This is a genomic window from Holdemania massiliensis (genome assembly GCF_022440805.1).
In the GTDB taxonomy this organism is placed as follows: Bacteria; Bacillota_I; Bacilli_A; order Erysipelotrichales; family Erysipelotrichaceae; genus Holdemania; species Holdemania massiliensis_A.
In genome coordinates, this window is sequence record NZ_JAKNTK010000001.1 from 2,084,817 (window position 1) to 2,097,790 (window position 12,974).

Consider the following 12,974-nt stretch of genomic DNA (forward strand, 5'->3'; position numbering starts at 1 on the left):
ATGAGTCAGCTTCAACTCATCTTGATCTATCTGATTCTCTATATAACAGTCTCGTTATTTCACTTTCATATGTGAAACTTAGCTACTTCTAATTACTCTATTTAACTCAACTTCATATTCTTTTATTACACTTACGATTTTATCAAAGGATATTTTTTCACCAAATAACATATTCTTCATGCTATCGTAATCTTTAGAAAAGATTTCTAATCCATCAGCAGCAGGAATCAGTTCTAGATTACCAGCCATAATATCATCATACTTTGCCCAATTACTTGCATAAAATTTCTTTTTAAAATCAATCACCGATTTTAACAGATTTAAGTTCTCAAAACTTTTTTCTTTAATATCGGTCAATAACATTTTATATACATCATAGAAATGTCTAGAATATCTTGTCGGATAATTCCCATTGACTCTGTTCGCTTCTCGATGAAGTATTGTGATTTTTTCGTAAAATGTTCTTAAAGAGTCAACGGCTACGACATCAATGTTTTCGTTAAATACATTAGAATACACTTCTTCAATATATGTTTGTATTCTCCTTTTGCTTGCAGGAATAGGCTCAGCTAAACTCCCAATTTCTAGCCTAATTACTTGTAATACAGAGCTATCCTGATGGTTTTTAGGATAATCAAAGCAAATTGTCTGTTCATCAGTTTCATCAATATAAAAACGATAATTTCTGTCTTTTAAAATTTCTTTGAAATCTTCTTGAAGTGTCGGCAAAAATACGCCACGAAGAAAAACTTTCGTGTCATCATTTAACTTGTCATTGAATTTTAATTGCTTGGTATTACTTCTATCTTCATAAGGCTCTAGACTACCATAGCCCATAACCTTCCAATCCAAAGCCAAATCTATATCTTCTGAAAACCTTTCTATCAACTTATATACTTTCGATAGACTTGTACCGCCTTTGAAAATAATAGAGTCTTTATATTTAAAATCTTTAAATAAATACTTTAAAATAATACAAACCCATAAATCTTTTTCTACAATTGCATTTGACATATTGAGTTTGTCCGCTGTGTTTTGAATAACTAATTCCAACTCTTCACTTGAAATTTGTAATAGTTTGCTCGTCATTTTTCTTTTGTATCCTTTCTAAAACCTCTTGAATCCAAAAAGGTAATTTTAAAGTATCCTTTAACAAATCTTCACTAATATTTTTAGAAAAAATTGTAAATTTTTGAATATCATTATTGCTAATGTTATCTTTTCCAATCGCTTTAATGGCTTGTATCAGAATAGATAATTCTTTTGAATAAGAGGTGATATTTCTATTTGTTGTGTGTTTAAAAATAATCTTCTTATTCCTATAAAGATATTCTCTGTACGGTCCATCAGAAATATAAACATATTCGTTAGGCACTTGTGTAGAAAGGCCGGTGTAATTCAAGGCTGTATCCCCGGTTGGCGATATTGTCCACGAAAATTTATCTGCAATCTTATCGGCAACAGCGTTTGTATCTGGATAAGAATATTCATTTAAAATCTCACTAAACTTAGGCTTTGTATATAATCCATCAATAAGTCTAGTAATCTTACCTTCTTCATTTAAACGATATAAAATGGATTTGATTGTATTTTTTGTTCCCAATCTGTAAAAATCATGAATCGAATAAATTTTACCTTTATTTTCAGTCATAATGTTTTCTATTTGAGTGGAAATCGAATTCATTTGCATCGCCTCCTTGCACCTATAATTATACACTTTTGGGTGCATACAGTCAATTTAAAAGAAATGATTTTCTCTTTCAATCACGCTTGTCGAAGGAGCTGTTCCATCATCTTGGCTGCACCGTCTTCACGATGCGATAAAGCGTGATGACGAGCCATGGCTATGACTTCATCCGTCGCATTAGCAACCGCTACACTGTGATAAACAGCCTGAAGCATAGGCATATTTAAATATCTCTTTAGTATGAATACTATTAATAGCTTTTTCAAATTGATCACATAATTGAACTTCGTCTATGAACAAGTAATTATTTATTATTTCATCGTAATGTTCCAAATTGAAATCATGCAATATCATCACTATTGATCAAAATCAAAAAAATTCATTTTTGGTCAATGGAATCGTTCTTAGAGGCAAAATTTTCTTATTTATTTAAACCGTATAGATAATATCTGCATCAAGGTGAAGCACAAACTAAAAATAGAGAATATAAAAAGCACCTCACAAGCAATAGTAAGCCGGCAAAGAGGTGCTTCGTCCAACCTATCTTGATCAGACAAACGTTTTTTACTTCAATTAAGCTTGTCCAAGAAGCTGTTCCATCATCTTGGCTGCACCGTCTTCACGATGCGATAAAGCATGATGACGAGCCATGGCTAAGACTTCATCCGTCGCATTGGCAACCGCTACACTGTGATAAACAGCCTGAAGCATAGGCAGATCATTGGCGTTATCCCCACAGGCTACGGCTTCTTCCGACTTGCAATTCAGCTGCTGCATCACCCAACGCACAGCATCGCCCTTGTTTGCTAACGGATGCAGAATCTCTAAATTTGAAGGATGTGAAGATGTTAATGAAATTCCCTTCTCCTGCGATAACAGATCGATCAGAGCCTGCTTCTTCTCTGGAAAATCCCGGCTTGTAATGAAATGAATTTTGGCAATCTGAGCATCCGGCAAAGTATCCAGGAAATCCTTACCCGATTCCCAAATTCGATTCTTTAAAATGTTCTCTAAATAAGATCCTTCAATTTTCAGCGCCTTTCGATCATCCAAAATCGCCAGATGACTGTGCAGATGTCCTTCAATCAAACAACTCCAGTGCGGATTCATTGGTTCTGCCAAGGTCAACAACGCCTTAGTTTTGGAAGCTGGAAGCGTATTGGAAACTAACGTTTCTCCAGTTTGATTATCAACGATCAGTCCGCCATTGGCTGTCACAATCCAGCGAATTTTCTTTTGTTGACGCAGCCATTGAGGAATCTCACTCAACGGCCGGGAGCTGCATGGAACAAACTCCACACCGCTCTCTAAAATCCGGCTCAGGATTTCTTTTGTTGACTCCGAAAGTTCAAAATGTTCGTTCAACAAAGTGAAGTCTAAATCTGTTGCAATTAAGCGAATTGAATTCATAAGTTCTCCTTTATATTTTTTCATAAACTGCGCAGTTTTTAAACTAAAAATAATGATATAAGAAAATGCAGACAATAAGCTAAATTATCTGCATCAATAAGATAAAAGTTAAAAACCTATTCCCACTCTATTGTCGCGCAAGGTTTCGGTGACAAATCATAACAAACCCGATTCACGTTGGCAACTTCATTCAGGATACGATCCGTAATCCTGCTCAGCACCGGCCAGTCGATCTGTTCAATCGAAGCCGTCATCGCATCAATCGTATTGACAGCACGAATAATCACCGGATATTCAAAACAGCGCGCGTTGTTCTTAACGCCAACGGACTTGAAATCAGGAACAATCGTAAAATACTGCCAGACTTTCTTATCTAAACCCGCTTTGGCAAACTCCTCACGTAAAATTGCATCCGATTCCCGCACCGCTTCCAGCCGTTCTCTTGTAATCGCGCCTAAGCAGCGAACACCCAATCCTGGTCCTGGAAACGGCTGACGGAAGACCATCTCATACGGCAGGCCTAATTCCAGGCCGCAAGCCCGGACTTCATCTTTAAACAGATAGGTCAAAGGCTCAACCAGCTCGAAGTTCATGTCTTCCGGCAGACCTCCGACGTTATGATGCGATTTGACAACCTTTGCCGTTTTGGTTCCTGATTCCACGATATCCGGATAGATCGTTCCCTGCGCCAGGAAATCAATGCCTTCCAGCTTCCGCGCTTCTTCTTCAAAAACACGAATAAATTCCGCACCGATAATCTTCCGCTTCTGTTCCGGATCGGCAACGCCTTCCAGCTTCGTTAAGAACCGCTCGCTGGCATCCACATAGATCAGGTTGGCCTCCATCTGATGACGGAACACATCAATAACGCTCTCCGATTCCCCTTTGCGCATCAAGCCATGATTGACATGCACGCAGACCAGCTGCTTGCCAATCGCCTTGATCAACAAGGCCGCTACGACCGAAGAATCGACCCCGCCTGACAAGGCCAACAAAACTTTGCGGTCGCCTACCTGGCGGCGGATCAATTCAATCTGATCGGCGATGAAGTTTTTCATGTTCCAATTCACTTCGGCGTGACATTTTTCAAACAAGAACGTCTTTACAATTTCCTTCATTTCCGCTTCATCCGCAGGCCATTGCGCGAGGCTGTCCGCACACTTCGCTTTCGCATAATCGATGGCCAAGACAGGAACTTGCGCCGCATAGACATGATCGCCGACTTCAATCGCCTTTCCGTCTACGATGTTCAGCGGACCGCCGTTTAAAATGATGCCTTTGACGTTATCCAGCTTCGCTAATTCTTCCTTGGTGATGTCGTGCGGCTTGATCTCACTGTATACACCTAAATCACGGATCATCCGCGCCAGCACGGTATTTTCATCGCTGCCTAAATCTAAGATTAAAATCATATCCTGTTTCATTGCTCTTCCTCCTTCAAATTGTCATGCTCGCTGCTTTCTTTCAGAAAAAGACCGGAGTTCGCTTATCCGATCTTTTTATAGGGTCAAGGGAAAATTTATTTCATTGAGCTTTTGTCTTTGACGATGACGTCATGCGCACCGCCCTCAACAATCGAGGTTGCGGAAACTAACGTCAGCCGGGCATTCTGCTGCAGCTCAGGAATTGAAAGCGCGCCGCAGTTGCACATCGTCGATTTCACCTTATACAACGTCAAGGTGACGTTTTCCTTCAGCGTACCCGCATAAGGAACATACGAATCAACACCTTCTTCAAAGCTCAGCTTCTGCGCACCGCCCAGATCATAACGCTGCCAGTTGCGGGCACGGTTGCTGCCTTCGCCCCAATACTCTTTGACATACGTGCCGTTAACCATTAATTTGGTTGTCGGCGATTCTTCAAACCGGCTGAAGTAGCGGCCAAGCATAACAAAGTCTGCGCCCATCGCCAAGGCCAAAGTAATATGATAATCGTAAACGATACCGCCGTCAGAACAGATTGGAATGTAGATGCCTGTTTCTTCAAAGTATTCATCACGAGCTTTGGCAACCTCGATTACCGCTGTTGCCTGTCCGCGGCCAATGCCTTTGGTTTCCCGCGTAATGCAGATGGAACCGCCGCCAATTCCCACTTTAATGAAATCCGCCCCGCTTTCCGCCAGGAAGCGGAATCCTTCACGGTCCACAACATTGCCGGCTCCCACTTTTACGCTGTCGCCATATTTCGCACGAATCCATGAAATTGTGCGCTTCTGCCATTCACTGAAGCCTTCCGAGGAGTCGATGCACAGTACATCTACGCCCGCTTCAACCAAAGCCGGAACGCGTTCCGCATAATCGCGGGTGTTGATGCCGGCGCCGACGATGTAACGCTTGTGACAATCCAGCAGTTCATCCGGATTTTCCTTATGCGTAGCATAATCCTTACGGAAAACCAGATATAAAAGATGCTGATTCTCATCAATAATCGGCAGCTGATTCAGCTTGTGTTCCCAAATCAAATCATTGCAGTCCGACAGGGTATCGCTCTCATGACCTACGATCAGCTTGTCGTACGGCGTCATGAATTCCGCAACCTTGGTTTCCGGGGCCATGCGGGATACACGGTAGTCACGGCTGGTCACCATTCCAACCAACCGGCCGTTTGCGGTTCCGTCCTCGGTTACCGGCATCGTGGAATGTCCTGTTTCCTCGACCAGTTCGAGCACCTGCGCCAATGTCATATCCGGCGTGATGTTGGAATCGCTGACAACGAAGCCGGCTTTGTGATTCTTGACACGGGCCACCATCGCCGCCTGACTTTCAATCGACTGTGAACCAAAGATGAACGAAACGCCGCCTTCCTTAGCCAAAGCAACGGCCATTCGGTCATCGGAAACTGCCTGCATGATCGCGCTGACCATCGGAATGTTCATTTCAATCGTAGGTTTTTCGCCTTTTTTGTATTTGACTAATGGTGTCTTCAAACTGACTGACGTTGGAACGCACTCGCTGGAAGAATAGCCTGGAACTAACAGATATTCGCTGAACGTATGAGACGGTTGATCATAGTAATATGCCATAATTTCGCTCCTTTTCCCTTTTGTATTATCCATGATTATAATGAAATTATGCCCCAAAGTAAAGGATTAAATGAACCGTTTTGAAAATTTTTACAATTCTTATAAGAAAAGGCGGTTTTCCGGTAAAGGAAAGTCCGCCTTGGCTTAACGTAAACGAGAGTATAAGGTATGGATTGCGTGCTGATCCACATCCATCAGTGCTTCATGCAGTGCTTCGCTCCAGGTCGGATGCGCTACAATGACCCGCTGGCAGTCATCCACCGTTAAATGCAGACTGACAGCCTGAGCGATCGTGCCAATCCAATCGCTGGCATGCGCCCCGACAATGATTCCGCCTAATACCTGTCTTGACGCGGCATCCGCAATCAGCTTGACAAAACCGCGCGGAGCTTGTTCGATCATTGATTTGGCATTGCCCAGCGTAGTAGTCTTGCCAATAAAGATTTCTCTTCCCTGCGCCTGTGCTTCTTCCTCGAACAATCCGACCCAGGCGGCTTCCGGATGGGTATACAGACAGGAAGGAATGCACGTCAGATCAAACTGCGGCTTCCGCCCCAGCATCGCATCCACAGCATTGATAGCCTGAGCACTGGCCAGATGCGCCAGCTGAATCTGACTGGTCACATCGCCGGCGGCATAAATCGTTGGAATTGAGGTCTTTCCGCAGGCATCGGTTACCAAGCGGCCGCGCTCCTGTAACAGTTCTAGATCACAGTCACACAGCACCGGTTTGCGTCCGGTTGCGGCGATGATCCATTCACCCTGAGCTGTCTGCGGTTTCTCTTTCTCCAGATAGTCCACCTCCGACGCCCGGATCTGCGTGATGGAAACACCGCAATGAATCTGAGCCCCGCGACGTTTCAGGATCATCTGCAGGTTCTGCGCGATTTCCCGATCCGCCTGAATCAATGGCCGTGGTGCCGCTTCTAAAAGCGTTACAGCCACTCCCAGATCCAATAACAGATCCGCAAACTCCAGACCAATCACCCCGGCGCCAATGATGACAGCCTGTTTAGGTAAAGGTCTGTCCCAAGCCAGCACCTGATCCGAGGTCATCGCGTGTTCGATTCCTGGAATCGGCGGAACAGAGGCTTTCGAGCCGGTTGCGATCAAAATGTGCTCGGCCTCGATCGTTTCCTCGTTGACACGAACGGTCTGCGGACCAATGATGCTAGCTTCGCCTGTGATATATTGAATTTGATTGCCTTTGATCAGCTGAGCAATCCCCTTCTGCAGTTTGGCAACGGTTTCTTCCTTTTGTTTGCGCAGTTGGTCGCTGTCAAAGTCAAAAGCCGCGTATTGAGCCGCTGTGTGCAGTTGATGGGCTTGATATAACAAACTTTTAGTCGGAATGCAGCCGCGGTTCAGACACGTGCCCCCAACCTGATCTTTTTCAATTAAAACAACCTGCATCCCGCATTGCGCCGCGTGAATGGCCGCTTCATAGCCGGCCGGACCGGCGCCGAGAATCACAAGTTCGGTTTTGATTACCATGTAGACTCCTGCCCTTCTATTTCTTGACTGATCCATGCGATGCACTCTGGGATCAGCGGATGTTCTGCGGCGGCCTTTAAGGCGCGCGAATGCAGCGCCTCTGGAGTCAGCGGACAATCCTGAAGCAGCTGCTGCAAGGTGCTGATCGCCGCTTCATCCATCGCGTCGCTGTACAGCCGGCAGGCTGTAATCCGCTGCGGCTGCAGCTGCAGCTGAACCTGAATCTCGCCCCATCCAAAGCGTTTCTCAATGCACAGATCAGCCTGGAATTTATCTGGAAGCAGCCATGCTTCACTTTGATATTCGTTAGCCAGCTGCCGGATTTCCGTTAGCTGCTGCGCTGTCCATGACCAGGGCGTCCCCGGCTGACCATAAACCTGCTGCATCGCTTCCCGCAGCGCTGTTTTAAGCTTGTCAATCGTGATGTCCGGGGCGCATTCTTTCAAATTGATAACCCGTCGGCGCACTGAATCAACGCCATTGCCTTTCAGCTTTGCCTGGGAAACCCGCAGATATCGGCCTACCTTTTCACCATCGGTATCCACCAGCAGCGTTCCATGGTGAAAGCTGCCGTAAGGGCCATGATAAAAGGCATTGCCGGAGAACTTGCGCCCTTCCACCGTCAGATCATTGCGGCCGGAGAACTGCGCGTTAATCCCGAATTGCCGCACCGCCTGCAGAAGCACAGAACACTGTTTATTCAGATCAAATTGATCGGAAGGCATCAGGATTGTGAAATTCAGATTTCCCAGATCATGGTACACCGCTCCGCCCCCGGAACAGCGTCGGGCCAGCAATCCCCCGTCCTGCCGCAGCGCCGCCAGCCGGCACTCCTTTAACGGATTCTGATTTTTGCCGATCACGACGGTATGTTCGTTCTGCCACAAGTACAGGATAAGCTGTCCCTCAAGATGATCGCAAAGCCATTTTTCCATCGCTAAATTAAAGTAAGGGTCAAAAGTCTGACCCTCTGCAAAATACAACATCGTCTATCCGTTTTCCTTCTGCCAGCGCAGGATTGGATGCCGAGCTGCCTGAACTTCGTCAATGCGTCCAATCGGCGTCGTCTGCGGACAAGCATGCAAAGCCTGCGGATCCTGAGATGCAAGATCGAGCAGTTCGTTTAAGACGCGCACCGCTTCATCCAGCACCGCCTTCGGTTCGGTTTCCGTCGGCTCAACCATCAGGGCTTCCTCAACGATCAATGGGAAATACATCGTCGGCGGATGAATGCCGCGATCGATCATGCCTTTGGCGATATCCATGGCATTGATCCCCAGCTGCTGATGCTGACGCTTCAACGTCATGACAAATTCATGCATGCATGGCTGATCCACCGCCATATCGTAGCGTCGGCTCAGTTCATGTTCAAGATAGCGGGCGTTGAGCACAGCCACCTGACTGGTTTTGCGCAGGCCTTCTTTGCCTAAGATCATGACATACGTCAAAGCGCGGACCATCACGCCGAAATTGCCGTAGAACATCTTCATTCGGCCGAGACTCTCCGGACAATCCTCATGAATCTGACCGTTTTCAATCCGCGGCGCAGGCAAATAGTCAATCAGATGCTTTTTGACGCCGATCGGCCCGCTTCCCGGTCCGCCGCCGCCATGCGGCGTAGAGAATGTTTTATGCAGGTTCAGATGAACGACATCAAAGCCCATGTCGCCAGGACGAGCAATTCCCATGATCGCATTCAGATTGGCGCCGTCATAATAAACTAAGCCGCCGGCATCATGAATGATTTGGGTAATTTCCAGAATATCTTTTTCAAACAGACCCAGGGTATTCGGATTGGTCAGCATCAGCGCCGCCGTCGTTTCATCGGCCATCGCCCGCAAGGCTTCCACATCGACATTGCCCTGTTCGTTGCTTGGAATCTGCTTCACCGTAAAGCCGGCCATAACCGCGCTGGCCGGATTGGTTCCATGAGCCGAATCCGGAACGAACACGACTGTCCGCTGATCTTCATGATGACGTTTTAAATAGTTGCGGATTGTCATTAATCCGCTGAATTCACCATGCGCCCCCGCCGCCGGCTGGAAGCAGAAGGCATCCATACCGGTGATTTGGTTCAGATAGTGTTCCAACGTTTCCATCACTTCCAGACAGCCCTGTACATCTTCTTGAGGCGCCAGTGGATGGATAGCCGTAAAGCCTTCCAGATTCGCCGCCTCCTCGTTGACCTTTGGATTGTACTTCATCGTACAGGAGCCTAACGGGTAAAAGAGATGATCTACACCTTTCACGCGCAGGGAACATTCGGTATAGTGGCGCACAACTTCCAACTCACTGACCGAAGGCAGCTGCGGCTTCTCTGTGCGAAGCGGAGTGTTTAACGTATAGGCAGGGACCTGCAGCTGCGGAAGCGCAACACCGCGATGGCCTTGACCCCCGCGTTCAAAAATCAGCTGACTCATGCGGCCACCTCCCCGATCAGTTCAACCAGATGATCCATATTTTCCTTGTTGTTCACTTCGGTCGCGCACCACAGAATTTCATGATCGTTCAAAGGCAGACCGCCCAAGATATCATGATCTTCCAGATGCTTTAACAAAACGCGGCTTGGCACGTCGCTGACCGTAACAAATTCATGAAAGAACTCGCCGGTATATTTTAATTTCAGCGCGGTTTTCTGACACAGCTGTTCAGCCAAATAGTGAGCGTTGCTGATGCAGTGCGCTGCAACCTGTTCAATACCTTCGGTGCCCATCGCGCTGCAGTAGATCGCCGCTCTTAAGGCGCACAGCGCCTGATTGGAACAGATGGAGCTGCTGGCTTTTTCCCGTCGGATATGCTGCTCGCGGGCCTGCAGCGTCAGAACATAGGCGCGCCGGCCTTGATGATCGGTACTCTGACCGACAATCCGGCCCGGCAGCTTGCGCATCAGCGATGAAACGCTGGCCATAAAGCCCAGGTACGGACCGCCGAAATTCAGCGGCATGCCCAACGGCTGACCTTCGCCGACCGCAATCACTGCGCCGACTTCCTTGGCCGACGGCAACAGCGCCGCGGCAATTGGATTAATATGCAGAATGCCTTTGACCTTCTTTTCAGCTGCCGCCGCAAACAGTGTCTGGGCATCTTCGATTAAGCCGAAATAGTTGGGCTGCTGCAAAAGCAGACAGGCCGTATCCTCACTCAAGGCATCCCGCAGCACAGCCTCTTCCAAGATGCCGTTTGGACAGTCCAGCACGGCGATTTCCATGCCGTACGCTTCGCCATAGGTGCGGATGACCTGCAGAATCTGCGGGTGGACGGAAGAAGGAACCAGCACGCGGCGGTGCTTCGGATCCCGGCACATTAACAGTGCTTCAGCGGCGGCCGTCGCTCCGTCATACACACTGGCATTGCTGACATCCATGCCGGTCAGCTCACAGATCATCGTCTGATATTCAAAAATGGACTGAAGCAGACCCTGGCTCATTTCCGCCTGATACGGTGTATAGGCCGTTAAAAACTCACTGCGCCCTGCTAAGGCATTGACAAGGCTGGGGATGTAATGCCGATAGGCCCCGGCGCCGCGATACAGATCTTCATAGATCCGATTATGGGAGGCCATCTTTTTGATCTTGGCCAGCGCCTCAAATTCGCTCATGCCGGACGGCAGATCCCAGCCGTCTTCCTGTAACAGAACCGCCGACGGCAGATGGTCGGTTAATTCATCTAAATCTTTCAGCCCCAGAGAATCCAGCATCGCCTGCAGTTCTTCGGGACTGGATGCAATGTAATCGCTCATGGGCTACTCCAGCGTCGTCAGGTATTCGCTGTAAGCTTCCGGACTTAACAGGTCTTCCAGACCCGCGACGTTTTCCAGCACGCAGATCCAATTGCCGTAGCAGTCTTCATTCAGCTTTTCCGGTGCATCGATCAGTTCCTCATTGATTTCCTTGATCGTTCCGACGACCGGCGAATAAATTTCACTGACAGCCTTGACGGATTCAACATCGGCTAACGCCCCTTCTGCTTCGACTTCCTCGCCGGCGGGATGCATGTCGACAAACACGATATCGCCCAAGCTATCCTGGGCATAGTCGGAAATGCCGATGCGGGCGGTGCCGTCAGGCAGCGTTTCAACCCATTCATGAGACTTGCTGTAAAGTAAACCTTCTTTTACGACTGACATGTTGTATGTCCTCCTTCATTTTTTTATTTATCGTCCCAGCCGCGAATTGAATTCAATCCTCATAGAAGCGGCTGCAGGTTTTTGATTGCGGTGATTTATTTGCGCTTGTAAAACGGCATCGCGCAGATCACGGCTTTCATGCTGCGTGCACCATGCACGACTTCGACTTCCAAGCCTTCCTGGACATGATCGACATCGACATAGGCCATCGCAATCGCTTTGCCCAGCGTCGGCGCCATCGTGCCGCTGGTAATGTGACCGATCACAGCTCCGTCTTTTTGCACTTCATAGTGTTCACGAGCAATGCCTCGATCCAACAGCTGCAGACCGATCCGGGCTTTGGTCAGCCCTTTTTCCTGCATTCCATGCTTGCCGATAAAATCCGCTTTGTCCAGCTTAACGGCAAAGTTCAGTCCGGCTTCCAACGGTGTTGTTTCGCTGTCCAGCTCATGCCCATACAGCGGCATAGCCGCTTCTAAGCGCAGCGTATCGCGCGCGCCTAAACCGCACGGAATCAAGCCCAACGGCTCACCCGCTGCCATAATTGCTTCTGTAATCGCCAGCGCATCTTCATTCTGCATGTAAATTTCCACACCGTCCTCACCGGTATAACCGTTGCGGGAAATCAGACATTTCTTCCCCGCCAGTTCAATTTGATCGGTGAACCAGTAGGACTTCGCCGGCAAGGCTGACAGATCAGCGAGCCTGCCTAAGATTTCAATCGCTTTGGGTCCCTGCAAAGCAACCTGCGAGATCAGAGACGAAACATTGCGCAGCTTCACGTCATGGTGACAGTTCTGATTGAACCATTCCCAATCCTTCTGCTTGTTGGAAGCATTGACAATACATAAAAAATGCTCGTCATCAAAACGGTAGACGATCAAGTCGTCCACGGTTCCGCCATCCGCATAACATAGACAGCTGTAACGCATCTGGCCATGTTTCAGATTGGCGATCTTGTTGGTCAGCAGATGATCAAGATAAGCGGCGGCTTCCGGTCCTTCGACAAGAAATTCGCCCATGTGCGAAACGTCAAACAGCCCGGCTTGTTCGCGCACAGCCTGATGCTCCTTGATGATGCCGGTGGGATACTGGACGGGCAGCCAGGTGTCGGCAAATTCGACAAGTTTGCCCTGGTGCTTCTGATGAAAGTCGTATAACGATGTTTTTTCTGTCATCCTCGGTTTCCTTTCCTTTTCAGGTTCCTCTTGTAGTTTTATTATAGCGAATATGAA

The 12,974-nt window shown here is 47.6% G+C and carries 12 protein-coding genes; all 12 read right to left on the bottom strand.

What is annotated here, in order from left to right; translation table 11 throughout:
* Positions 1-78: 78 nt before the first annotated feature.
* A complete protein-coding gene (locus tag MCG46_RS09555; protein ID WP_240279686.1) occupies positions 79-1,089 on the bottom strand; it encodes a nucleotidyl transferase AbiEii/AbiGii toxin family protein in 1,011 nt (336 codons plus the stop codon).
* Positions 1,058-1,684: a DUF6088 family protein gene (locus MCG46_RS09560; RefSeq protein ID WP_240279688.1), complete on the bottom strand. Its 627-nt coding sequence runs from the start codon at positions 1,682-1,684 to the stop codon at positions 1,058-1,060. Before MCG46_RS09560 ends, MCG46_RS09555 begins: the two co-directional genes overlap by 32 nt.
* Before the next feature lie 80 nt (positions 1,685-1,764).
* A complete protein-coding gene (locus MCG46_RS09565; RefSeq protein ID WP_240279690.1) occupies positions 1,765-1,908 on the bottom strand; it encodes an HAD family hydrolase in 144 nt (47 codons plus the stop codon).
* A 352-nt stretch (positions 1,909-2,260) separates the two neighbouring features.
* A complete protein-coding gene (locus MCG46_RS09570) occupies positions 2,261-3,097 on the bottom strand; it encodes a Cof-type HAD-IIB family hydrolase (protein WP_240279693.1) in 837 nt (278 codons plus the stop codon).
* A 116-nt stretch (positions 3,098-3,213) separates the two neighbouring features.
* Complete coding sequence (guaA, locus tag MCG46_RS09575) at positions 3,214-4,521, bottom strand: glutamine-hydrolyzing GMP synthase (protein WP_240279695.1); 1,308 nt, start codon at positions 4,519-4,521, stop codon at positions 3,214-3,216.
* A gap of 95 nt (positions 4,522-4,616) precedes the next feature.
* Positions 4,617-6,119 (bottom strand): IMP dehydrogenase, encoded by a 1,503-nt coding sequence (locus MCG46_RS09580; RefSeq protein WP_240279697.1) that lies wholly within the window; start codon positions 6,117-6,119, stop codon positions 4,617-4,619.
* 144 nt (positions 6,120-6,263) lie between these two features.
* Entirely contained in the window at positions 6,264-7,613 is a 1,350-nt protein-coding gene (lpdA, locus tag MCG46_RS09585) for a dihydrolipoyl dehydrogenase (protein WP_240279699.1), read from the bottom strand.
* Positions 7,607-8,599 carry a lipoate--protein ligase gene (locus tag MCG46_RS09590; RefSeq protein ID WP_240279701.1) on the bottom strand — a complete coding sequence of 331 codons (993 nt, stop codon included), beginning with the start codon at positions 8,597-8,599 and terminating at the stop codon, positions 7,607-7,609. Before MCG46_RS09590 ends, lpdA begins: the two co-directional genes overlap by 7 nt.
* Before the next feature lie 3 nt (positions 8,600-8,602).
* On the bottom strand, positions 8,603-10,033 hold the full coding sequence (gcvPB, locus tag MCG46_RS09595) for an aminomethyl-transferring glycine dehydrogenase subunit GcvPB (RefSeq protein WP_240279703.1): 1,431 nt from the start codon (positions 10,031-10,033) through the stop codon (positions 8,603-8,605).
* The gene (gene gcvPA, locus MCG46_RS09600; RefSeq protein WP_240279705.1) at positions 10,030-11,352 is read right to left on the bottom strand and encodes an aminomethyl-transferring glycine dehydrogenase subunit GcvPA; all 1,323 of its coding nucleotides are present in this window, start codon (positions 11,350-11,352) and stop codon (positions 10,030-10,032) included. Before gcvPA ends, gcvPB begins: the two co-directional genes overlap by 4 nt.
* 3 nt (positions 11,353-11,355) lie before the next feature.
* Entirely contained in the window at positions 11,356-11,739 is a 384-nt protein-coding gene (gene gcvH, locus MCG46_RS09605) for a glycine cleavage system protein GcvH (protein ID WP_240279707.1), read from the bottom strand.
* Positions 11,740-11,834: 95 nt separating this feature from the next.
* Complete coding sequence (gene gcvT / locus MCG46_RS09610; RefSeq protein ID WP_240279709.1) at positions 11,835-12,917, bottom strand: glycine cleavage system aminomethyltransferase GcvT; 1,083 nt, start codon at positions 12,915-12,917, stop codon at positions 11,835-11,837.
* Positions 12,918-12,974 lie beyond the last annotated feature (57 nt).

What these genes read in the sequence shown, in the direction of transcription:
- MCG46_RS09555 (WP_240279686.1), bottom strand. Translation starts at nt 1,089, where the DNA reads ATGACGAGCAAACTATTACAAATTTCAAGTGAAGAGTTGGAATTAGTT.
- MCG46_RS09560 (WP_240279688.1), bottom strand. Translation starts at nt 1,684, where the DNA reads ATGAATTCGATTTCCACTCAAATAGAAAACATTATGACTGAAAATAAA.
- MCG46_RS09565 (WP_240279690.1), bottom strand. Translation starts at nt 1,908, where the DNA reads ATGCCTATGCTTCAGGCTGTTTATCACAGTGTAGCGGTTGCTAATGCG.
- MCG46_RS09570 (WP_240279693.1), bottom strand. Translation starts at nt 3,097, where the DNA reads ATGAATTCAATTCGCTTAATTGCAACAGATTTAGACTTCACTTTGTTG.
- guaA (WP_240279695.1), bottom strand. Translation starts at nt 4,521, where the DNA reads ATGAAACAGGATATGATTTTAATCTTAGATTTAGGCAGCGATGAAAAT.
- MCG46_RS09580 (WP_240279697.1), bottom strand. Translation starts at nt 6,119, where the DNA reads ATGGCATATTACTATGATCAACCGTCTCATACGTTCAGCGAATATCTG.
- lpdA (WP_240279699.1), bottom strand. Translation starts at nt 7,613, where the DNA reads ATGGTAATCAAAACCGAACTTGTGATTCTCGGCGCCGGTCCGGCCGGC.
- MCG46_RS09590 (WP_240279701.1), bottom strand. Translation starts at nt 8,599, where the DNA reads ATGTTGTATTTTGCAGAGGGTCAGACTTTTGACCCTTACTTTAATTTA.
- gcvPB (WP_240279703.1), bottom strand. Translation starts at nt 10,033, where the DNA reads ATGAGTCAGCTGATTTTTGAACGCGGGGGTCAAGGCCATCGCGGTGTT.
- gcvPA (WP_240279705.1), bottom strand. Translation starts at nt 11,352, where the DNA reads ATGAGCGATTACATTGCATCCAGTCCCGAAGAACTGCAGGCGATGCTG.
- gcvH (WP_240279707.1), bottom strand. Translation starts at nt 11,739, where the DNA reads ATGTCAGTCGTAAAAGAAGGTTTACTTTACAGCAAGTCTCATGAATGG.
- gcvT (WP_240279709.1), bottom strand. Translation starts at nt 12,917, where the DNA reads ATGACAGAAAAAACATCGTTATACGACTTTCATCAGAAGCACCAGGGC.